The sequence below is a fragment of the Candidatus Acidulodesulfobacterium sp. H_13 genome, assembly GCF_048541835.1.
Taxonomy (GTDB): Bacteria; SZUA-79; SZUA-79; order Acidulodesulfobacterales; family Acidulodesulfobacteraceae; genus QIJE01.
The window spans coordinates 60,893-81,506 of sequence record NZ_JBLEOY010000002.1; the positions used below are offsets into that span (position 1 = coordinate 60,893).

Annotated in this window: 24 protein-coding genes and 4 pseudogenes; 25 read left to right on the forward strand and 3 right to left on the reverse strand. The window is 31.9% G+C overall.

Going from position 1 to position 20,614, the window contains the following annotated elements:
- Positions 1 to 2 precede the first annotated feature (2 nt).
- On the reverse strand, positions 3 to 830 hold the full coding sequence (locus ACMCNP_RS04750) for an ABC transporter permease (protein ID WP_419314551.1): 828 nt from the start codon (positions 828 to 830) through the stop codon (positions 3 to 5).
- Between the two features lie 930 nt (positions 831 to 1,760).
- Here ACMCNP_RS04750 and ACMCNP_RS04755 point away from each other — a divergent pair.
- The 20 genes and pseudogenes from ACMCNP_RS04755 (at position 1,761) to ACMCNP_RS04850 (ending at position 17,175) form a co-directional block, all read left to right on the forward strand.
- Positions 1,761 to 2,030, forward strand: coding sequence for a hypothetical protein (locus ACMCNP_RS04755; RefSeq protein ID WP_419314554.1), 270 nt, complete (start codon positions 1,761 to 1,763; stop codon positions 2,028 to 2,030).
- Positions 2,031 to 2,182: 152 nt separating this feature from the next.
- Positions 2,183 to 2,365, forward strand: coding sequence for a hypothetical protein (locus ACMCNP_RS04760; protein WP_419315933.1), 183 nt, complete (start codon positions 2,183 to 2,185; stop codon positions 2,363 to 2,365).
- Positions 2,340 to 2,561: pseudogene (locus ACMCNP_RS04765) on the forward strand (IS256 family transposase); the annotation flags it as partial. The gene ACMCNP_RS04760 and the pseudogene ACMCNP_RS04765, both read left to right, overlap by 26 nt.
- Before the next feature lie 137 nt (positions 2,562 to 2,698).
- A pseudogene (locus ACMCNP_RS04770) lies at positions 2,699 to 4,071 on the forward strand (mannose-1-phosphate guanylyltransferase/mannose-6-phosphate isomerase).
- 204 nt (positions 4,072 to 4,275) lie between these two features.
- Positions 4,276 to 4,872, forward strand: a complete 597-nt coding sequence (cysC, locus tag ACMCNP_RS04775) for an adenylyl-sulfate kinase (protein ID WP_419314557.1) — start codon at positions 4,276 to 4,278, stop codon at positions 4,870 to 4,872.
- Positions 4,869 to 5,684, forward strand: coding sequence for an inositol monophosphatase family protein (locus tag ACMCNP_RS04780; RefSeq protein ID WP_419314560.1), 816 nt, complete (start codon positions 4,869 to 4,871; stop codon positions 5,682 to 5,684). The genes cysC and ACMCNP_RS04780 overlap by 4 nt, the downstream gene beginning before the upstream one ends.
- 15 nt (positions 5,685 to 5,699) lie before the next feature.
- Entirely contained in the window at positions 5,700 to 5,948 is a 249-nt protein-coding gene (locus ACMCNP_RS04785) for a hypothetical protein (RefSeq protein ID WP_419314561.1), read from the forward strand.
- Between the two features lie 8 nt (positions 5,949 to 5,956).
- Positions 5,957 to 6,190, forward strand: coding sequence for a hypothetical protein (locus ACMCNP_RS04790; protein WP_419314564.1), 234 nt, complete (start codon positions 5,957 to 5,959; stop codon positions 6,188 to 6,190).
- A complete protein-coding gene (locus ACMCNP_RS04795; protein WP_419314566.1) occupies positions 6,190 to 6,495 on the forward strand; it encodes an ORF6N domain-containing protein in 306 nt (101 codons plus the stop codon). Before ACMCNP_RS04790 ends, ACMCNP_RS04795 begins: the two co-directional genes overlap by 1 nt.
- The gene (locus tag ACMCNP_RS04800) at positions 6,477 to 6,701 is read left to right on the forward strand and encodes a hypothetical protein (RefSeq protein ID WP_419314568.1); all 225 of its coding nucleotides are present in this window, start codon (positions 6,477 to 6,479) and stop codon (positions 6,699 to 6,701) included. Before ACMCNP_RS04795 ends, ACMCNP_RS04800 begins: the two co-directional genes overlap by 19 nt.
- The gene (locus ACMCNP_RS04805) at positions 6,694 to 7,845 is read left to right on the forward strand and encodes an ABC transporter ATP-binding protein (protein ID WP_419314570.1); all 1,152 of its coding nucleotides are present in this window, start codon (positions 6,694 to 6,696) and stop codon (positions 7,843 to 7,845) included. The genes ACMCNP_RS04800 and ACMCNP_RS04805 overlap by 8 nt, the downstream gene beginning before the upstream one ends.
- A 159-nt stretch (positions 7,846 to 8,004) precedes the next feature.
- Positions 8,005 to 8,745: a sulfotransferase family 2 domain-containing protein gene (locus tag ACMCNP_RS04810; RefSeq protein WP_419314573.1), complete on the forward strand. Its 741-nt coding sequence runs from the start codon at positions 8,005 to 8,007 to the stop codon at positions 8,743 to 8,745.
- On the forward strand, positions 8,738 to 8,986 hold the full coding sequence (locus tag ACMCNP_RS04815) for a hypothetical protein (protein ID WP_419314576.1): 249 nt from the start codon (positions 8,738 to 8,740) through the stop codon (positions 8,984 to 8,986). The genes ACMCNP_RS04810 and ACMCNP_RS04815 overlap by 8 nt, the downstream gene beginning before the upstream one ends.
- 84 nt (positions 8,987 to 9,070) lie before the next feature.
- Positions 9,071 to 10,885 (forward strand): methyltransferase, encoded by a 1,815-nt coding sequence (locus ACMCNP_RS04820; RefSeq protein WP_419314578.1) that lies wholly within the window; start codon positions 9,071 to 9,073, stop codon positions 10,883 to 10,885.
- 260 nt (positions 10,886 to 11,145) lie between these two features.
- The gene (locus ACMCNP_RS04825) at positions 11,146 to 11,316 is read left to right on the forward strand and encodes a hypothetical protein (RefSeq protein ID WP_419314581.1); all 171 of its coding nucleotides are present in this window, start codon (positions 11,146 to 11,148) and stop codon (positions 11,314 to 11,316) included.
- Between the two features lie 133 nt (positions 11,317 to 11,449).
- Entirely contained in the window at positions 11,450 to 11,686 is a 237-nt protein-coding gene (locus ACMCNP_RS04830; protein ID WP_419314583.1) for a hypothetical protein, read from the forward strand.
- Between the two features lie 4 nt (positions 11,687 to 11,690).
- Positions 11,691 to 12,131 (forward strand): DUF4433 domain-containing protein, encoded by a 441-nt coding sequence (locus ACMCNP_RS04835; RefSeq protein ID WP_419314586.1) that lies wholly within the window; start codon positions 11,691 to 11,693, stop codon positions 12,129 to 12,131.
- Positions 12,132 to 12,301: 170 nt separating this feature from the next.
- Positions 12,302 to 13,338, forward strand: a pseudogene (gene darG, locus ACMCNP_RS04840) (type II toxin-antitoxin system antitoxin DNA ADP-ribosyl glycohydrolase DarG).
- Positions 13,331 to 14,524: a sulfotransferase family protein gene (locus ACMCNP_RS04845; protein WP_419314589.1), complete on the forward strand. Its 1,194-nt coding sequence runs from the start codon at positions 13,331 to 13,333 to the stop codon at positions 14,522 to 14,524. Before darG ends, ACMCNP_RS04845 begins: the two are co-directional and overlap by 8 nt.
- The gene (locus ACMCNP_RS04850; RefSeq protein WP_419314591.1) at positions 14,521 to 17,175 is read left to right on the forward strand and encodes a glycosyltransferase family 2 protein; all 2,655 of its coding nucleotides are present in this window, start codon (positions 14,521 to 14,523) and stop codon (positions 17,173 to 17,175) included. Before ACMCNP_RS04845 ends, ACMCNP_RS04850 begins: the two co-directional genes overlap by 4 nt.
- 239 nt (positions 17,176 to 17,414) lie before the next feature.
- On the opposite strand, the pseudogene ACMCNP_RS04855 reads toward ACMCNP_RS04850, so the two are convergent.
- Positions 17,415 to 17,636, reverse strand: a pseudogene (locus ACMCNP_RS04855) (transposase); the annotation flags it as partial.
- Positions 17,611 to 17,793, reverse strand: a complete 183-nt coding sequence (locus tag ACMCNP_RS04860; RefSeq protein ID WP_419315933.1) for a hypothetical protein — start codon at positions 17,791 to 17,793, stop codon at positions 17,611 to 17,613. The pseudogene ACMCNP_RS04855 and the gene ACMCNP_RS04860, both read right to left, overlap by 26 nt.
- A gap of 383 nt (positions 17,794 to 18,176) precedes the next feature.
- Here ACMCNP_RS04860 and ACMCNP_RS04865 point away from each other — a divergent pair, with 383 nt between their 5' ends.
- From ACMCNP_RS04865 to ACMCNP_RS04885, 5 genes are all read left to right on the forward strand, one after another.
- A complete protein-coding gene (locus ACMCNP_RS04865) occupies positions 18,177 to 18,341 on the forward strand; it encodes a hypothetical protein (protein ID WP_419314594.1) in 165 nt (54 codons plus the stop codon).
- A 584-nt stretch (positions 18,342 to 18,925) separates the two neighbouring features.
- Positions 18,926 to 19,159, forward strand: a complete 234-nt coding sequence (locus ACMCNP_RS04870) for a ribbon-helix-helix domain-containing protein (protein WP_419314597.1) — start codon at positions 18,926 to 18,928, stop codon at positions 19,157 to 19,159.
- On the forward strand, positions 19,146 to 19,406 hold the full coding sequence (locus tag ACMCNP_RS04875) for a type II toxin-antitoxin system RelE family toxin (protein WP_419314600.1): 261 nt from the start codon (positions 19,146 to 19,148) through the stop codon (positions 19,404 to 19,406). Before ACMCNP_RS04870 ends, ACMCNP_RS04875 begins: the two co-directional genes overlap by 14 nt.
- Positions 19,407 to 19,887: 481 nt before the next feature.
- Positions 19,888 to 20,088: a tyrosine-type recombinase/integrase gene (locus ACMCNP_RS04880; protein ID WP_419314603.1), complete on the forward strand. Its 201-nt coding sequence runs from the start codon at positions 19,888 to 19,890 to the stop codon at positions 20,086 to 20,088.
- Positions 20,089 to 20,335: 247 nt separating this feature from the next.
- A complete protein-coding gene (locus ACMCNP_RS04885) occupies positions 20,336 to 20,605 on the forward strand; it encodes a thermonuclease family protein (protein WP_419314607.1) in 270 nt (89 codons plus the stop codon).
- The last annotated feature ends 9 nt before the right edge of the window (positions 20,606 to 20,614 follow it).

Here is a 20,614-nt window from a genome sequence, read left to right on the forward strand (position 1 = left end):
TTTTATACAAGCTCCGGAAACTCTTCCCTATGGGCGTGATAATACATATAGCCCAACGTATATACAACCAAGGCTATAACCATTAGAATAACAATTTCATACCATTTTGGAAAAACATTGTAGTAAAATATATCTTGATAGCATTTTATCAAATAAGCTAAGGGATTAATAAAAATAAGCTTTCTCAATTTGCCCGGTATCTGAGTAGAATAGTACATTATGGGTATTCCGAAAAATAATATCTGAAGCAGATTCATTACAATATGCTGCATATCCCTATAGAATACCTCTAAAGCACCGACAAAATACCCTACGCCTACCGTGGCAAAAAATTCTATGACTATCAATAGGGGAAACAAAACGAGAGGAAAACCGACCTTAACGCGGAATATTGCTATAAAGAGAAATAAAATAGGTATGGACAAAATAAAATTTATGAAATTTGACACAACCTTTACTATAATAATAATCTCAGATGGCAATGTTGACTTTGTTATGAAATATCCCGAACTTACAACGGACATCGTTGATTCGTTTATGGCCATTGAGAACCAATTGAACGGTAAAAGGCCGATAAACAGATAAACGGGGTATGCCTTCCCCACTGCTTTAAAAATAACCGTAAATACAAATGTGTATATCAAAAGCAGAAGAAGCGGGTTTAAAAGCGACCAAAAAAAACCTAGGTATGAGCCCCTATATCTGACCTTAAGTTCCTTTATTGCAAGCACCCATATCAGATATCTGTACTCAAAAAGTATCTTAAAGCCATAGCTGATGTTGTCTTTATGGTTACTTTGCACTGTAAACTTATTTGAATTATCCTGCATATTTTGTTCCTATATTATTAAGTATCCTCCCGCTTAGGACAATTGCGCCATTCTTAGCAATCCTAACATATAAAAAAGGATATGTAAACCTTTCCTGATACATATTGGGGCGGTATCGAATACCGTTAAAAAGCTCTGAAAGACGATATTCATAATATAATATGTCTCTTATACACAGTGTTATGTGGCGTTATTCTTTATAATATTCTTTTAATATTTCAATTCAATTTCTAATATGAAATTTTTTTATTTCTGTTGAATTACTTGCATCTTAGATTAAGTTTTTCGTGTATGTTTTTACAAACAATTTATAATCATCAATAAATCTCAATTAATACTTTATAAGTTGTTAAAATGTAATACCTGTTAATATTTGTATTTTCAGTTTTCTTTGTAATATCAAAAATTAACTCTTTCCTGCAATAACATAATTATTTTAATAAGCAGATAACATATATTTTAATGATAAAATGTGTACTTGTAATATTTTTCTTAAATTATAGAAATAATTTAACAGGAAATACCATTTTTGAGCAATATACATTGAAGATGAAGAAGATGGATTGTTAATACTCTTAATATCTTCTTTATTCTTGATGTATTTGTATAACCTCAAAAGATTAATGCCTATTGCTCTGCAAATTATACTGTTTTTCACCCTTAATAAACCACGAAAGACAGTTCGCTTCCATAGGAAAGAAATAATGGGATATTAAGCAGAGATAGATGAAAAGAAAAAATAGGTGCGACCCCTTTTTCCTCTTATTATGATTTTACTCTATATTTTCAAGTAAATTTTACTAAAATATAAAGTAAATTTGTCACAATCCGCCTTATTGACATTATATTTTAAACCCATATTATGGAAAGTAGTTTAAGTAAGATGTTATGTGCCCAAATCGTCAAGCGCCAACCTTTTGTTTTTTCAACATGGCAAGATTAGAGGAGAACGATATGAAAATTAAATTACTAATAATGGCTACAGCGTTATTTCTTTCGCAGCAATCGGCATTTGCTGCATTGTGTCCTGATGGGTTTTATGTTGGCGGCTCAAGATCTACGCTGACACCAAGTGGTTCATATCTAAGTGGGTCTACGTGCAAGTTACAGCCTGACGGTTCGTATACCGGCAGGTTAAATTGGGGGGATAATATCGGGGTAGCGTCTTCTGAGGCTGTTGATAAAGCCTCTTCTCTATAGTTCATTATCTAAAATAAAGGCATATTTTTTGATGATATAGATAAACAATTTTGTAATAGGTTAATAAGGAGAAACGGGATACCGCCCCAAATTTTGTGTAAATGTTAAAATCCGATAACATACAGAATGAAGAAACAGAAAGGAGATTTGACATGAACACAAAAGATTTAAGCAAGGATTTGACAATAGATAATATATACTTCAAAGCATTAAGCAAAAACTGCAGGACACAGGATGGTCTGTCAAACCTAACCAAGCATTTTATGAAAAATATGATTGAAAATATGCTTAAAGCAGAACTCGAAGATCATATTCAAAACCACCAACACAGTTGAAGGATTCAATAGACAGATCAGAAAAATAACTAAAACCAAAAGAGGGTTTAATGATGATACTTCATTATTTAAGTTAGTGTTTTTAGCTTATAGAGATATTGCAAAGAAATAGGAAAAATCCATTCCAAACTGGGCTGAGATTATATCTCAGTTTTCCATTATTTTTAAAAATAGACTTAATGGATATATAAGGTAAAATGGTGTATAATCAGATTAGTAAAAATGACTTACACAAAATAGGAAGCGGTCTTTAGAGTATTGTAAATCTTATTTTTCAGTGGCATATGCAAGAAGTAGAATGGCTCATGTATTTGTTGAATTTGAGGATAAAAAATGATTAATATTATTTTATGTGGTGAGAGTGAAACTCGTCTTTGGCCTATTAGTCGCACATTAATGCCAAAACAATTTGTAAAACTTTTTGGTGATAAGTCACTATTTTCAGCTTACAGTTGAAAGAAATGCTAAAGTTTGTAGTTCTCGAATGATAGTTTCAAATACTGAACAATATTTTTTAGCACTAGATCAGATAGAAGAGCTTCATAAAGACAATAACCGCCACCTTCTTGAGCCCATATAAACACTGCACCTGCCTATTGCACTTGCTTGTATGGCGCGTAATCCTATGGAAATAGTACTTATTACACCCAGTGATCATCTCATAAAAATGAGATGGCTTATGGTGAAATGGTTGAAAAAGCAAAAGTATTGGCAAATGAAGATAAATTGGTAACATTTGGCATAAAACCATTATTCCCTGAGACTGGATTTGGATACATTGAAGTGGATGCATCAGATGGAAATACTGTTAAGACATTTTATGAAAAACCAGACTTAGGTATGGCAACCATTTATTTAGAGGCAGGTAATTACTATTGGAATTCAGGCATGTTCTGTTTTAAAGCGGGTATTTTTCTTGAAGAATTTAAAAAATATAGTTTAGATATTCATAAGGCATGCCAAAAAGCATATGTAAATGCTGCTCTTGGTGAAACAATTCGTATTAAAAAATCTGATATGGTAAGTATCCCTGACAATAGTATTGATTATGCAGTTATGGAACGATCCAAGAAAGTTGCAGTAGTGCCATCCGATATTGAGTGGTCAGATGTAGGGAATTTTGATACTCTTTATGATGAACTACCAAAAGATGAAGATGGCAATACAATCAGCGATAAGCATATTGCAATTAACAGCAAAAATAATTTTATATACGGGGAAGATCGAATAATTGCAACGGTGGATGTAAATGACATTATTGTTGTGGATACAGGTGATGCATTACTTATTAGTAAAAAGAGTTCTTCTCAAAAAGTGAAAAGAGTAGTTGAAGAAGTAAGAAAAAATTCAGAACTATATAATATTCATTTGACAACTCATAGACCATGGGTACATATACTGTTTTAGAGGATATAAACGGCTATAAAATTAAGCACATTATTGTTAAACCGTGTAAGCGTTTGTCTTTGCAAAAGCATTACCATAGAAGTGAATACTGGATTGTTGTCGGTGGAACAGCCACAGTGACAATAGGGGAAAATACAAAGATTGTTAGACCTAATGAATCGACATATATTGAGATGGGCGAAGTTCATCGTTTAGAAAACAACGGAAAAATTCCAGTCGTTTTAATAGAAGTTCAAGTAGGTGAATATACAGGTGAAGATGACATTGTGAGGATTGAAGATGATTTTCAGAGAAGTTAAAAAGAAATACTTTAAAGGAATTTTATGAATAAAAAACGAAATGTTATTGTACATGTGCGTATTTAAAAATGTTGGTGGCTCATTTGACAGTGCACTATCTTCAAACTTTGGTGACAACTTTATTGATCACAAGAAAGATGCTCTTATTCGTACTAATGAATTATTTTTGCAGCAATATTTATCGGAGAACAAAAAAAAAGAACTATGTTAAATAATAAAAATGTAGTATGGCATGACCATCGTGTGTCAAAAGAGGATAGATTAAAATTAAAACATCAAAAGCCATGTATATTATGGTTTACAGGCTTGAGTGGCAGTGGTAAATCAACCATAGCAAATGCTGTTGAAGCCAAACTGTATGAACTAAAAAAACATACATACCTTCTAGATGGTGATAATATCAGAATAGGTTTAAACAAAGGACTTACTTTTTCAGATGAAGATAGAGTTGAAAATATAAGAAGAATAGGTGAAGTCTCAAAATTCTTTATAGATGCAGGGATTATAGTTTTGACTGCATTTATATCTCCGTTTAAAAAAGATAGGGACATGGCGCGAGATTTAGTAGATGGAGATGAGTTTGTAGAAATTTTTGTAGACGCGCCCTTGGAAATTTGCGAACAAAGAGATCCTAAGGGATTATATAAAAAAGCTAGAACCGGTAAGATAAAAAAATTTACCGGAATATCTTCACCTTATGAACGACCGGAAAAGGCAGAACTTCATATAAAAACAGATCAAATGGATATAGAAGAAAGCGTAGATATAATTATGAAATATTTAGAGAGGAAGGGTTATTGAAATTATTAAAAGATGTAGAACTAAACAAGATTGTAGATATTGCTAAAAATGCGGGTGATGCAATTATGGAGATATACAGCAGAGATTTCAAGGTAGAATATAAAGATGATAAATCTCCACTTACCGAGGCTGATTTAAAATCAAATGATATTATCTGCAAAGCCTTAGCAGAGCTTTATCCAAATACCCCGATGCTTTCTGAAGAGAATAAAGAAGTACCTTATAACAAAAGAAAGGATTGGGAATACTATTGGTGCATAGACCCGATAGACGGCACGAAGGAGTTTATAAAGAAAAATGGAGAATTTACTGTAAATATTGCTCTGATATACAAAGATACACCGGTTCTTGGTGCGGTTTATGCTCCGGCATTAAATGAAAGGAAGGTTATTATATCAGATACGGTCGGCTTTATCCAAAACTTACCACCATCCTTGGTTAAATCATTTAAGTCAACCCTTGAAGAGGCGGTGTGTTCGGATGTTCTAATACATGTTGTGGATCCTATTCAAGAAGATGCTTTGTATAAATTAGAAGAAGTTGTGAAGATACTAGATTCTATTGGTGTGAATGAAAAAAAGACGATATTAGTTTTAAATAAGATAGATATGTTAACCCCTGAACACGTGAAATTTTTGCAGAACAAACTGGAACAGCTCACGGGTAATGTCGTGATACCTATTTCTGCAAAAACGGGTGATAACATTGGTGTGCTGAAGGAAAAAATATTTAACGCGATGCCATCTCCGCGCAGGTACGGAAAATCCCGGCTATATTCTAGGTATGAACAAGCTTCAGATACAGAGCGGTAATTAGGAGGGTATACTATGAAAAACGGAGTTTATCGTATTTCCATAATGATATTTTTGATTTTTACCTTATCTGTTTATATTGTAGGTTGCGCTTATAATCCGGCAAGTATTACCATTAATGAACCGCTCACAAGTTTTAAATATAAAAAGGTCGAAATAGACAAACTTATAAAGAATCGTAATCTGAGAATGGCGTCAATTTATCTTAATAAAATGATTAGTAATAATGACCATTTTTTTATGCTTATCTGCATTTGGCGGTAATTGATGCAATGTCCGGTAATAAAAAAAGATGTACTAAATACCTATCGCTGTCTAAAAGCTATATCCATTCAAGGCAGGACAAATTAGAATATTTTTTCTATAGATACACTCTCATAAACCACAAATGGTTCTGGGAGATGCAAAACACAACACTTTACTTTATGGCAGTATCGTTTACCTTTTTTGTTTTGGGTGCCATTGTGTTTAAGAGACTAAGACCTCACTTTGGAGATGTGCTTTAATGATAAATAAAACTATAGCTATAGATGATCAAGTAGTCCAAAATAAAATATACACTATTCGTAATATGCAAGTCATGCTTGATAGAGATTTAGCTGAGCTTTATGGAGTTGAAACAAAAAGAATAAATGAGCAAGTTAAAAGGAATATTGAAAGATTTGATAGTGATTTTATGTTTCAGTTGACTGAAGTTGAGTTTGAAATCTTGAAGTCGCAAAATGTGATATCAAGTTCTAACTGGGGAGGGGTGAGAAGCTACCTTATGTTTTTACAGAGCAAGGTGTGTATATGCTTGCAACAGTCTTAAAAAGCAAAACAGCAGTAGAAGTAACTAAGCAGATTATGAGAACTTTTAGTAAAATGAAAAGTTTTTTGCAAAATAATTCTCATATTTTTCAAAGATTTGAGAGAATAGAATATCACATAGGTGCAAGCCTAAAAGATCTTGGAAAAAAAGTATTTGGTTTTAATAAGATAGATGCAAAGCTTATAATGGAGAGTATAGATGAATAAAACTCTAGCTATAAAAGTACAAAACCTTACAAAAACATATAAGCTATACAAAGATCCAAAGGATAGACTCAAAGAAGCACTTAACCCTTTTATAAAGTCATATCACGATGATTTTCATGCCTTAAAAGATGTAAGCTTTGAGATAAAAAAAGGTGAAACTGTTGGCATCATAGGACGAAACGGAAGTGGAAAATCGACACTGCTTAAAATCATCACAGGTGTTTTGACTCCTTCAAATGGTAGAGCAAACATACACGGAAAAATATCTGCCATTTTAGAACTTGGAGCTGGTTTTAACCCAGAGATGAGCGGACTAGAAAATATCTACTTAAACACATCCATAAATGGAATGAGTAGAGATGAAACAGACAAGAAGATACAGGAGATAACCAACTTCGCAGAACTTGGAGAGTTGATACACCAACCTCTAAAAACTTACAGTAGCGGTATGAAAGCAAGACTTGGTTTTGCAGTAGCCATAAACATAGACCCAGATATACTCATAGTAGATGAGGCTCTAAGTGTTGGTGATGCCGCATTTCAAAGAAAATGTTTCGCAAAGATGGAGCAGATACGAGAAGCAGGAGCAACCATACTCTTTGTAAGTCATAGTGAGGGAAGCATAGTAAGTCTTTGTAGTCGTGCCATCTGGTTAAGCAACGGAGAAAAAATCATAGAGGGTGAACCAAAGTTAGTAACTGGACTTTACATGAAAAACTCTCAAAAAAAACAAATAGACAAAAATACAATCACAAAAGAGTTTGAAGAGCTAAAAAAACAAGCAGACAAACCAGAGAAAAAAGAAGAAAAAAAACAAAAAGAGATAGTAAAAACAAAAAATAGTATAGAAGAGTACTACGACCCATCTCTTAAACCAAAGTCAACAATATATTATGAAGAAAAAGGTGCAAAGATAAGTGATGTGAAGGTTACGACATTGGATGGAAAGATGGTTAATGTTTTAATATATGGTAAACAATATCTTTTGTCTTATAGAGCTACTCCGATAATTAACACTAACAAAGTACATTTTGGCTCTCATTGTAAAAATACAAAAGGGGATATATTGGGAGGTTTTGTATGCCCTAGTAAGTTGGACTTTGTTGAGTTTTATAATGAAAAAGAAATTAAATTAAATTCATAAGTAATTTTTTAAACGATACTATATTTTCTTTTCTGCTGGAATAAAAGATGTAAATGGAAAATTTCTTCACCGTATTATAGATGGATATATGTGTAAAATAGTTGATATTCCCAACACTCACACAGGACTATCTGGTTTATTTTTAAAAGGTGATATAAAATGATTGTGTCTGTACATATTCATAAAAATGGTGGCATGCAATTTAAAAACTTTTTAATAAAGTCATATGGAAAAAAACTTTTTTTAGAATATGGTAAAGATAATGAAGTTTTGAAACGGTTTTTTCTGGGAGGGGGAGATAATAAAAAACCAGATCCAAAAGATTATAAAAATTTTGATATTATTCACGGACATTTTTTAGCTAATAGATTTGACCATTTTTCAAATATTGAATTAATTACCTTTTTGAGAGATCCTGCTCAAAGACTAATTTCTAATTATTATTTTTTTAAAAACAATTTTTATGATCATAGTCCAATATGCCATATGATAAAAGATGGTTTATCTCTTGAGGACTATATTAATATAGAAAGTTCTAAAAATGTTCAATCATTTTTTTTAGCTAACAAATCGATTAAAGACTTTAAATTTATTGGTATTCTGGAAGAGTATGCAATAAGTGTATTTTTACTAAAAAAAGAGTTGAATATAAAATTTTCATTTCAAAATACAATGTGTTATTATAATAAATATTTAAATTATTTAAGAGATGAAAATAAATCAAGTGTAATGACTTTCAATAAAATGTCAGCAAATAAAAATAAGAATAAAATAGGCCACTGTTACGATATAAGTCCTAAATTTATTAGAACTATAAAAAATAATAATAAGATTGATTATGAATTATACAATGAAGCAAAACTACACTTTAAGATATTGAAGGAAAAACATAATGTTTGATAGATTCAAAAAACAAAAAAAAGTATTTTACAGCTGTGTTATAGACAATAGCCCTAAATTTTATTGGCAAGGTTATATTTTTATAAATACACTTATAGACATAGCAAAAGTTCAAGGTAGTAGGATTTTTGTGCATATGACAGGTAAAAATGAAAAGTTTGAGAGCTTTTTAAAACAAAATAATGTAAATATAATTCCAATTAAACCTTGGGGAGACAAAAAATATTTAAATAAGCTATAGCAACTTGAAACTAAAGAGTTACAAAATGCTGATTTTGTATATTTTTGTGATGCTGATATTGTCATAACTGAAGATTTAGATTTTATGGTAGATGATAAGATGCTTGGTAAAGTAGTTGATTTTAACAATCCTAACATGGAAATACTTAAAAAAATATTTGATTCTTTTGATGTAGAGTATCCTAAAATTACTCATGACACACTCAATAATCAAGAAACATTTGAAACAAACTTTAATGGTGGACTTTATGGGATACCCACAAAGCATTTAAACTTTTTTGTTGCAAAACAGAAAGAGTATGCCATGGAGATGTTAAACTCTAAAAATATAACTGAACTGCTAAAAGAGAAAGTAAACCATATTGACCAAATCTCTTTTGCTTTAACACTACAATCTTTAGAAATTAACTATAATTTATTGACTTATGAGTATAACTGCCCAACACATGTGGTCAATAATTTTGATGTTTTAAAACAAAGACTCACTTTTGATGTAAAAGTTCTCCATTTTCACAGTAATCTATCTACTATTGGATTACTTAATCTAGTAAACATAGCAGCAATAGATAAGCAGATAAATAAGATTAATACAATGCTTAAAAAGAAGTTTGACAATAAGCTTTTTTGGAATTATAGATATAGCACAAACCCTCAATTGGGTTCAGGTGTTGGTTCTCGTGGTGAAACAGCAAAGTATAAACTTCATTTACTAAAACTATTAGGCTTAGAAAATACTGCCACTATCTTAGATGTAGGATGTGGTGATTTAGAGATTGTAAGCAAACTCAATTTAAAATCATACACAGGAATTGATGTTTCAGATGAAGCATTGAAAATTGCAAGAAACAAGTTTCCTCAGCATAATTTTTTTCATGCTTTATCACAAGTAAATGAGATACAAAAAGCAGATACTGTAGTATGTTTAGATGTATTGATTCACCAGTCATCCAAAAAAGAGTATGACAAATTGATTGATTTCATAAGTATAAAAGCAGAAAATACCCTTATCGTTTCTGGCTATGAAAATAGTGTAGATAGTTCACACATGTGCTATTTTTATGAAAATTTGCGTGAGAGCTTAGAAAAAACAAAACAGTTTAAATATATTTTTAAAATTGGAGAATATCGAGGTTTGAGTGTCTATATGGCAGACAAGGGAAACTTGTCAGCGACAAACAATAAAAACGATATGAAAAATAAAACTATAGATGATTTTTTAAGTATTGACAATAATGTCAACTATGATTTACTTTTAGAAAACATAGTAGTATCAAGAAATATTTTCAAATGGTACACAAAACATTTTCCAAGACTCTATGAATACCCTTGGTTATTAGAAAAAGTAGATAATAATTTACAAGAAATAAATATAGCAGAACTTGGCTCTGGTGTAACTCCTCTACCTTTACTTCTTTCTAAAAGAGGAGCAAATGTACATACGATAGATAGTCATGCTATAAAAAGAGAATTAAACACTATGGGCAATGCAAACGAATGGGGATTTTTTGATTATAGTGTAGTAGATAAAAAGATGAAAAGCTATAATACTCTTTTAGATGAGAAACTATTTCAAAACAATGTTTTTGATGTATGGTATAGCATATCTGTTGTAGAACATATGCCTGCACAAGTAAGAAGAAATATTTTTAAGATAATGAGAGATACTCTTAAAGCTGATGGAAAACTATTTTTGACAATTGACCTCATGAAAGATTCTGAAAATCTTTGGAACATGTCAGAAGGTAAAGAAGTTGAAGATACTGAGATTCATGGCACACTAAATAGTTTCGTAATGGAACTTGAAGGCTTGGACTTTACAATAGATGAAAAACAAATTATTAGAATGCCAAAAAATGAAAGAGTTGATATTGCATTGATAAATGGGGTACTGAAGAAATGAAATCTATATACATAGATATGAATGTGTTTTCTGAATATATTCAGAATGATAGAGTATTACATGATTTTACAGTGAAGCTAATAGATGATTTAAAAACTAGTAATCGATTGTTGTATAGTCCTGCTCATATGGAAGAAGTTGCTCTGATTTTAAGTCAAAATTAAGATATAAAAGATTCTAAAAAATATATTGAAAATATTATTTGTAATATCTCAACTGTGACTAATAATTGTGAGTGCTTACCAACGGAAAAAGAGATAGTGATTGAGTCAGAACATCCAGAAATTTGCTACAAAAGGGTAATAGATGCTTATGAATTAACTACAATAGCTGAACTAAATGAAAGTATTGGAGTAAAAAACAAACATCAAAATATAGACAGTATATTGAAAAAACACAATGCAAACAGAAGCTTAATAGGGGAGTATTGACCCAGAAAATTTATTTGCTCATGAAGCTATACAAAATATATTAGATGATTTTATACAAGAAAATAATATAGAAATAAAAAAATGGAATGAAATTAAAAACTCTCATAAAAATATAGAAGAAAATATAAGTGCAATGTTTGATTTCATAGAGAGTATAGGTTATAAAACTGATGGAATTAAAAAATATAGGTCTATGATGCATGATGTTACTCATGCTATTTATGGGACTAAGTCTGATATTTTTATTACAAACGACAAGAAGTTTAAATTACGGCTAGAAGCAATCTATATTTATATAGAAGTTCCTACGAAAGTTTTTTTGCTAAGAGATTTATTTGACAATGAAAAACAAAAAATAGCAGTAGGATGATAATTTGACGCCAAATAATCCTAAAATATATCATATACTCCATGTAGATAAACTATCATCAGTTGTCAATTCTGGTGGATTGTTGAGTGATGCTAAGGTTATTACTCAAGGATTAGGTGGAACAGTTATAGGGATGAATAGTATAAAAAAAAGACGTTTAGAAGAGTTGACTTTTACCACATATCCTAACTTGTATGTTGGGGAGTGTGTTCCTTTTTACTTTTGTCCTATATCTGTTATGCTTTACATGATGCACAAAGGAAATAGTCTTGATTTAGATTATCATGATGGGCAAGATGATATAATTCATTTAGAATATAGCCTTGATGATGTTGTTAAATGGGCAGATGCAAATAATTTTAGATGGGTATTTACATCTTCAAATGCTGGTTCACGATATTTTGAAGATTCTAATGATTTGAATAATCTTAAAAATATGAACTGAGAAGCAATAAATACAATTTATTGGATGAATTGTAGAGAAGCAAAACAAGCTGAGTTCTTATGTGAATCATTAAAGACTATGCAAAAAGTTCAAAGTATATTGATAAACAGTCTCCATAAGCCAACTGTAGAGATTAAAAATGAGTGGTATTATTAGATATGGAGGGGATCGTGATAGAGTATAAAAATGGAGATATCTTTGCTGAAGATGTTGATGCTATTGTTAATACGGTAAATTGTGTGGAAGTTATGGGGAGAGGTTTGGCACTTCAATATAAAAATAAATTTCCACAAAATTTCAAAGAGTATGCAAAGGCTTGTAGAAAAGGCGAGGTAGCTCCTGGTAAAATGTTTATTTTTCAGACAGGGCAATTAACAAATCCAAAATATATCATTAATTTTCCAACAAAAAGACACTGGAAAGGTAAAAGTAAAATCGAAGATATAGAAAAAGGGCTAGATGACTTGATACGGACAATAGAAAAGTACAGTATCAACTCTATCGCAATTCCACCGCTTGGTAGCGGACTTGGTGGTCTGGAATGGCAAAAAGTTAAAAATATAATTACACATAAGTTATCAGGTACTAAATGCAAAATAGTATAGTTTGAGCCATTGGAACAGAAGATAGAAAAAAATATAAGTAAAGATATGCCAAAGATGACAGCGGGGCGTGCGGCTCTTGTAGAGCTTATAGATAGGTATTTAAAAGGGATGATGACCCTATGGTAAGTTTATTGGAGGTGCATAAGTTGATGTACTTTATGCAAGAGAGTGGTGAAAGATTAAGACTGAAGTACAGCAAAGCTCCCTATGGTCCATACGCAGACAATCTAAGACATGTTCTCAATGCTATAGAAGGTCATCTTATTAGCGGATATGAAGATGGTGGTGATGCACCAGATAAACAAATAGAACTACTACCTGGTGCGATTGAAGACGCAAAAGAGTTTTTGCAGCAACAGCATACAACTCAAGAACATTTTAAAAAGGTGATCAGTTTAGTAGATGGGTTTGAGACACCATTTGGACTTGAATTACTAGTAACGGTGCATTGGGTCAGTAAATATGAACATGCAAATAATATTGAGAGTGCTGTAGAAAAAATACATAATTGGAACCATAGAAAAAAACAGTTTTCAAAACGACAAATAGCTGTAGCTTATAATCATCTTGTTGAAGGTGAATGGATAGAAGGAAATGAATAGTATGAAACAAACATGTATATTAGTATTGGGTATGCATAGAAGCGGGACGTCTGCATTGGCAGGTACGCTTAATTTGCTGGATGTGTATCTTGGCAGTGAACTCATGGAAGCTGATCCTGCTAATGAAAAAGGTTATTTTGAAAATAATATTTTATTCAAGATAAATGAGCAACTACTATCTCAAATAGGAAGCTCATGGGATGATACATTTTACAATGAATCAAAAGTAAGAAATATAAAAGAAACTGATGAGCTAAAAGAAACCATACAAAAAGAGTTTGAGTTTGCTAATGTATTTGCCATAAAAGATCCACGGCTTATATTTCTTTTTCCTGTTTACAAAAAAGTTCTTGAAGAATTAAATATAGAAGTCAAAATTATTTTGCCATATAGAAATCCTGTAGAGGTTGCAAATTCACTTAACAAAAGAGATGGGATGCCACTAGAAAAAGGGATGCTTCTGTGGGCATATCACTTTTTGCTGGCAGAAAAATATAGCAGAGAACACCAAAGAGTTTTTGTGGGTTTTGATGAGTTACTTGACAATACAGACAATGTGATAAACAATATATCTAATACATTAGATTTAAAACTTATGACAAAATATAAAAAACAAAAAAAGCAGATAGCTGAATTTTTAGAACTAAGCCTAAAGCATCATAGTATATCTGTAGATAATTTATCTCACAAAACACCAAGTATAGTAAGAAATGTTTTAGCACTCAAAGATAAGTTTAATACTGAAAACTTAAGTGTACAGTTTGATATTTCAAGAGAAGATTTGTTTAGTTATCAAAAACTATTTTACAATCGTGAGATTGTAAGCTCTTTGGACGAAGGAGAAAGAGCAAAAGAGAACCTCACGCAAAAAGAGCAAGCCTTACATGTAAAGAGTGAAGAGCTAAGTAAGACAAAAGAGAACCTCACGCAAAAAGAGCAAGCCTTACATGTAAAGAGTGAAGAGCTAAGTAAGACAAAAGAGAACCTCACGCAAAAAGAGCAAGCCTTACATGTAAAGAGTGAAGAGCTAAGTAAGACAAAAGAGAACCTCACGCAAAAAGAGCAACTGATAAATAAACAACAAGAAGAGATAGAAGCTTTAAAAGATGAGTTGGTGCTCTTTTACGAAGACAGCCAGTGCATGCTTTCAAAAGCGGTTAAAAAGATAAAAGGATTGGTAAAATGAAAAAATATTTAAGGTACAAAAAATACTATAAGGCTATTAAAGAGAGTGGTTTATTTGATGTTAAGTATTATTTGTTTACTTATCCTGATGTGAGAAAGATGGGCGTAGACCCTATAAAACATTATTTGAAATTTGGTGCAGATGAAGGACGAAACCCTAGTGATGAGTTTGATACTAATTTTTATTTAAATACCTATAGTGATGTAAGAGAATCGGGAGTGAATCCATTGGCACATTATATTTTATATGGAAAAGATGAAGGGAGAAATACGATAAAAAAACTAGTGCAGGAAATTCATAAGAATGGTGTTAAAAAAACTAATCAAAAAATTGCTAAAAAAGTACAAAAAAAGATCATGAATGAGGAATTACAACAACAGGAGGAATTACAACAACTGAAAGAATTACTGAAACTGAAAGAATCACTGAAACTGAAATTAGTTCCCAAAAAGATAAGAAATAGTCTGATTAGGAAAACTGTTCTGCCGGAAATTGTAGACATACAAAATACCGTTTTAAAAGACGGCTCGTTATTTTCTGCAAATGAGGATACAAATATTACTATAAAATTACCATCTCCATCAAAATATTTTAAAATAGTCTCCAGTATAGTATCTGATAATCAAGGCGCCACCCAAATCTATTACAGTGAAAATAAAAATTTTAGCGAAGAAAGATCTGTCAAATTTAAATCAAATGAGCCTCATATTGGTTATATAACATTTGAAAGCCCTATAGCCTATCTAAGAATTGATGCTATAAATCGAGATGGAAAATTCGACATACTTTGTTTTGATATTATAAAAGTGTCTTCAGTGCGATATGAGATTGCAAAAGATATCAGTATCCTAAAAAGGATAAAATCACAAATAGATCAGAACCCTTATTTGGTGAATAAATTATTTCTAAGTCTTAAGCGGTACGGTTTAAAGCGGACGATCAATAAAGTAAAAACAAAAATTAGGAAAACTAAGATTAGGAAAACTAAGATTTATAGCTATATACAGCCGAAATTAACGGGGAAAATAATAAAAGAGATAAAAAGGTTTAGATACAAACCATTGATCTCTATTATTATGCCGGTATACAACGTAGATCCAAAATGGCTTGATTTGGCTATAAAATCCATAGGAAATCAATGGTATGATAATTGGGAGTTATGCATAGCAGACGATAAAAGCACAAATAAAAATACTGTAAACTATTTAAAAAATATCAATAGTCCAAAAATTAAGATTAAATTTTTAGAAAAGAACCTAAATATTTCAGGGGCTTCAAACGAGGCGTTAAAACTTGCAAATGGTGAATATATGGCATTGGTGGACAATGATGATGAGATAACCCCGAATGCTTTATATGAGGTTGTAAAAGCTATCAACAACACTGGCGCTGATTTTATCTATAGCGATGAAGATAAGATAACAATAGATGGATCTTTTTGCGATCCGCACTTCAAACCCGATTTTTCCCCAGATTGGCTTCTATCTTGCAATTATATAACACATTTTAGCTGCTTCAGTAAAATATTGATAGATAAGAGTGGGTATTTCAATTCAAACTATGATGGAGCTCAAGATTATGAACTTTTTTTAAGGCTCACCGAGCAAACTAATAAAATATATCATATAACTAAAGTTCTTTATCATTGGAGAAGGATTGAGACATCGGAGGCAAGTGGCAATAGTGAAGTAAAACCAGAATCCGTCAATAATGGCAAAAAAGCGCTGGAAAGTGCCATGTTGCGCAGAAATATCAAAGCAACCGTAAAAAATGCCAATGCAAGGCATTTTTTTAAGATTGAATATGATATCGTTGATAATCCGTTAGTCAGTATCATTATCGCATTTAAGGATAAACCTGAGTTAATAAAAATGTGCATAGAGTCTATTTTAAATAAATCTACATATGCAAACTATGAAATACTTGCAATTAGTAACGATAGCAGGCAAAAAGAAACTTTTGACGAAATGGATAGATTAAAGGTTCTTGATGATAGAATAAATATTTATGAGTATAATAAACCATTTAACTATTCTGAAATCAATAATTTCGCGGTTCGTAGTCATGCGTGCGGGGGGCATATCGTATTGTTAAATAATGATGTAGAAATCATTTCATCAAAGTGGATCGAAGAAATGTTAATGCATTCACAAAGAAAAGAAATAGGTTGCGTCGGCGGGAAATTATATTATCCGAATGATACGATTCAACATGCCGGTGTCGTTATAGGGATCGGCGGCGTCGCCGATCATTCGCATAAGTTTTATGATAAGAATGATTTTGGTTACATTAACAGGTTAAATACCATACAGAATGTCTCGGCGGTAACCGGTGCATGTTTAATGGTCAAAACAAGCATATATAAAGAGCTAGGCGGGTTGAACGAAACAGATTTTAAGGTAGCTTTCAATGATATTGATTTTTGTTTAAGAGTGCTAAAATTGGGTTATCTAAATATTTATACCCCATATGCGGAGGCTTATCATTATGAATCAACATCCAGAGGGTATGAGGACACGCCGGATAAAATCGCAAGATTTCAACAAGAGATGGAGTCATTCCAAAAATTACATAAAGATATTTTAATGAATGGCGACCCATATTATAATCCGAATTTAACATTGGATAGAGGGGATTTTAGTCTGAGATAAAGGATATAATTGCGCTTTTAAGTCCGCGCTGCAACCGTATCCTTTTTATGGTATCATTATGAATAGATTGTAAGATGTTGTATAATATTTAGGGAGAAGAATGCAATGGTATCGTACTTTTTCTGGGGAGGCTTGATGTGGATATTTCCTATTATTGGGATAATGGTGATATTAATCATTATCTGAGACCGCTTCCTATTTTGTGTAAGTCATTTTTACTAATGTAATCATACATCATTTTACCTTATATATACATTAAGTCTATCTTTAAAAATAATGGAAAACTGAGATATAATCTCAGCCCAGTTTGAGGTAGATTTTTCCCATTTCTTTGCAATATCTCTATAAGTTAGGAATACAAGTTTAAATAGTGATTCATCATTTAAAAATCCTCCTTTGGTTTTAGTTATTTTTCTGATCTGTCTATTGAATCCTTCAACTGTGTTGGTGGTTTTGAATATGATCTTCGAGTTCTGCTTTAAGCATATTTTCAATCATATTTTTCATAAAATGCTTGGTTAGGTTTGACAGACCATCCTGTGTCCTGCAGTTTTTGCTTAATGCTTTGAAGTATATATTATCTATTGTCAAATCCTTGCTTAAATCTTTTGTGTTCATGTCAAATCTCCTTTCTGTTTCTTCATTCTGTATGTTATCGGATTTTAACATTTACACAAAATTTGGGGCGGCATCCCGTTTCGCATTTGTAGACTCATTATCTTTATAGAACTTGTGATATAAAGAAATCCGGTGATTGTAGCAAGATATTTTGTTGTCGCTTATACCTTGCTCTAATGATAAAAAATGGTTAAAATCCAAAATAACCCCCGATATATAATTGTACGTTCACCATATAGCAATAATGTATGAGATAAAATAACTTTGTCAAGCGATTTTCGGCAATATTTTATTTGACAATAAGGGGATTCTGTTTTAAATTAGCGTATGATTAGGAACAGCAGTAGTAAGATAATAAATAATGTTAGCTTCCGGGAGAAATTATGGCTGAAACAATAAATCCTCAAGCATTTCAGTTCTTTGTTTACATTATTGAATCACCGTCTGCACCTGATATCTGTCACAGTAGATCGGAAGGTGCGCTTGTTGCAAAAGTAGTTGAGTTGGACGGGATCCCATCAGTTACACGAACCGTCATAAACCTATGAGCCTTCAATGTAGTACTAAAATCGGCCTTCCGGAAGTTATGAAAGCATATCCGAATCATCTGTCCCGTTCTCCATATTAGTGTGCATGGTGCAACTATCGGCATCCAATTCTCAAGCGGAGAGGTGCTTAGTTGGACTAATTTACGTCCGATGTTGGTACCAATCAAAATGAGAACCTTGGAGGGTATCTCCTTTTCTGCATGTCTGCTTGTGGAGGGTACAAGCGCCTGTCAAATGGCAATGCAAGCCGGAGATGGCCCGCATCCTTATTTCTCAATGGTTGGCAATTTCGAAAAACCAACTTGGTCAGACACGGCCATCTCCTACTCAGCCTTCTATTATCTTCTTTCAAAGGGATACAATATCTTCAGCCTGTAGTTCCAGCAGAGACCCAGCGGGAGTTACAGACAGTAGGAGACAAAGCTCATGTTCATCCGGAGGCAAAAGTATTAAAAGCTAATAAAACAAATCAGCGGACAGCAAAATGCCCCGCCGCTGATTTGAGACGTTATAGACGATAAATGAAAAACTCATGTTTGACGTTAAAGTGTTTTGGTGTTATGGTGACTTAAGGAGGATGAAACATGAAAACTAAAACTAAACGCGCAACAATTTATCTTGATCCTGACATTCACAAAGCTTTACGTATTAAATCGGCAGAGACAGACCATTCTATATCGGAAATAGTGAATGATGCAATTAAATATTCCCTGGCAGAAGATTCAATTGATCTTGCAGCATTTGAGAATCGCAAGGATGAACCATTAATGGCATTCGAGGATGTCCTGAAAGAGCTGAAAAAGAATGGTAAAATATGAGATATCCGTAAAAAAGTCTGCTTTAAAAGAACTTAATGGGATACCCAAAAAAGAACTACAAAAAATATTAAAAAAGATAAGGGCTTTGTCTTTAAATCCGAGGCCACAGGGATTACAAAAGTTATCATATAGAGAACAGTACAGATTTCGACAAGGGGATTACAGAATAATTTATTCCATTCAGGACGACGATTTAACGGTTCATATAATTAAAGTGGGACATAGAAAAGAAATTTATCGTTTATAACGAGGCGTTGGACATTGAATGCGAGTCAGAGGAAACTTTTTTTGCTTTCAATGTATTTTGTTCCCCAATATCATATTTAAATGGAAAGCCAACGCATAAATAGCACATTCGCAATTCGCACAAGCCGACACGCAAACCTAAAATTACAAAAGAGCATTATAATCCCCCCGCAAATTAAGAAAGATTTAAGAATATTTATTTCAAATCTTCTTTCTTGAAGTTTGTTTGAATTTAACGGGAGGTTGACAGTGAGTAAAAAACTCAAGGCAGTTTTCACCGGAATTTAAGTCAAGGGATATATACCTCCTATGGATTTATATGAACAACAAATGAATAGAGCTACTTAATAATAAATGTATGAGGAAAATAATTTAAAAAAAAGGAGGAAATACTGCAAGAATCCCTGCTGATTTTTAGATTAGATTGTTTTGCGAGCAACATAAGGTATTTACAAAAGAAAGAAAAATTATGTATATATAGTATGAATAATAACAAACCGTTAATAATAAATAGGCATAGTTTTGTAACTCATTTATTAGAACAAGGAACAGATTTGCGATATATTCAAGAATCATTGGGACACAACAGCTCTAAAACAACGGAGATTTATACTCATGTGTCTAAAAGAGCAATAGATAATATTAAAAATCCTATGATGATTTTTTTAGTAGAGGAGCATTAAATGATAAAAGAGAAATATACACAATTGTTCTTATACGCCCAAATTGTCGGGATAAGAACAATAACTATACATATACGTTATAGCCAATTTGAATTAGCGACAAAAAGGTATAAGATATGATAAAAAAACTGACCCTAAAAAACTTCAATTCGGTTCAAAAATAGACCAAAATGGTTCCGTAAAAAGAGAAAAATACTATTCAATAAAAGAAATAATCAGTCCTGAATTATTAAAATTAAATAATGATTTGATTGTAAGGCTCATTGGAGTTAAAGAAAAAAAGGAAGCAAATGGAAGAGCTATTGAGTTTTTACAACTTAAAACAAAAGGACAGAAGATTTTTCTAAAATATGACGAAACTAAACACGATGAAAAAAATCATTTAATGGTTTATTTATATCTTAAAAATAAAACATTTTTGAATGCTCACTTAATAAAAAAAGGCTTGGCAGAAGTTGATATGTCGTATCATTTTAAAAACAAAGACCGATTTTTAAATTATCTAAATGAAAAATAAATTATGGCA

What these genes read in the sequence shown, in the direction of transcription:
- ACMCNP_RS04750 (WP_419314551.1), bottom strand. Translation starts at nt 830, where the DNA reads ATGCAGGATAATTCAAATAAGTTTACAGTGCAAAGTAACCATAAAGAC.
- ACMCNP_RS04755 (WP_419314554.1), top strand. Translation starts at nt 1,761, where the DNA reads ATGGCAAGATTAGAGGAGAACGATATGAAAATTAAATTACTAATAATG.
- ACMCNP_RS04760 (WP_419315933.1), top strand. Translation starts at nt 2,183, where the DNA reads ATGAACACAAAAGATTTAAGCAAGGATTTGACAATAGATAATATATAC.
- cysC (WP_419314557.1), top strand. Translation starts at nt 4,276, where the DNA reads ATGTTAAATAATAAAAATGTAGTATGGCATGACCATCGTGTGTCAAAA.
- ACMCNP_RS04785 (WP_419314561.1), top strand. Translation starts at nt 5,700, where the DNA reads ATGAAAAACGGAGTTTATCGTATTTCCATAATGATATTTTTGATTTTT.
- ACMCNP_RS04790 (WP_419314564.1), top strand. Translation starts at nt 5,957, where the DNA reads ATGTCCGGTAATAAAAAAAGATGTACTAAATACCTATCGCTGTCTAAA.
- ACMCNP_RS04795 (WP_419314566.1), top strand. Translation starts at nt 6,190, where the DNA reads ATGATAAATAAAACTATAGCTATAGATGATCAAGTAGTCCAAAATAAA.
- ACMCNP_RS04800 (WP_419314568.1), top strand. Translation starts at nt 6,477, where the DNA reads ATGCTTGCAACAGTCTTAAAAAGCAAAACAGCAGTAGAAGTAACTAAG.
- ACMCNP_RS04805 (WP_419314570.1), top strand. Translation starts at nt 6,694, where the DNA reads ATGAATAAAACTCTAGCTATAAAAGTACAAAACCTTACAAAAACATAT.
- ACMCNP_RS04810 (WP_419314573.1), top strand. Translation starts at nt 8,005, where the DNA reads ATGATTGTGTCTGTACATATTCATAAAAATGGTGGCATGCAATTTAAA.
- ACMCNP_RS04815 (WP_419314576.1), top strand. Translation starts at nt 8,738, where the DNA reads ATGTTTGATAGATTCAAAAAACAAAAAAAAGTATTTTACAGCTGTGTT.
- ACMCNP_RS04820 (WP_419314578.1), top strand. Translation starts at nt 9,071, where the DNA reads ATGGTAGATGATAAGATGCTTGGTAAAGTAGTTGATTTTAACAATCCT.
- ACMCNP_RS04830 (WP_419314583.1), top strand. Translation starts at nt 11,450, where the DNA reads ATGTTTGATTTCATAGAGAGTATAGGTTATAAAACTGATGGAATTAAA.
- ACMCNP_RS04845 (WP_419314589.1), top strand. Translation starts at nt 13,331, where the DNA reads ATGAATAGTATGAAACAAACATGTATATTAGTATTGGGTATGCATAGA.
- ACMCNP_RS04850 (WP_419314591.1), top strand. Translation starts at nt 14,521, where the DNA reads ATGAAAAAATATTTAAGGTACAAAAAATACTATAAGGCTATTAAAGAG.
- ACMCNP_RS04860 (WP_419315933.1), bottom strand. Translation starts at nt 17,793, where the DNA reads ATGAACACAAAAGATTTAAGCAAGGATTTGACAATAGATAATATATAC.
- ACMCNP_RS04865 (WP_419314594.1), top strand. Translation starts at nt 18,177, where the DNA reads ATGGCTGAAACAATAAATCCTCAAGCATTTCAGTTCTTTGTTTACATT.
- ACMCNP_RS04870 (WP_419314597.1), top strand. Translation starts at nt 18,926, where the DNA reads ATGAAAACTAAAACTAAACGCGCAACAATTTATCTTGATCCTGACATT.
- ACMCNP_RS04875 (WP_419314600.1), top strand. Translation starts at nt 19,146, where the DNA reads ATGGTAAAATATGAGATATCCGTAAAAAAGTCTGCTTTAAAAGAACTT.
- ACMCNP_RS04880 (WP_419314603.1), top strand. Translation starts at nt 19,888, where the DNA reads ATGAATAATAACAAACCGTTAATAATAAATAGGCATAGTTTTGTAACT.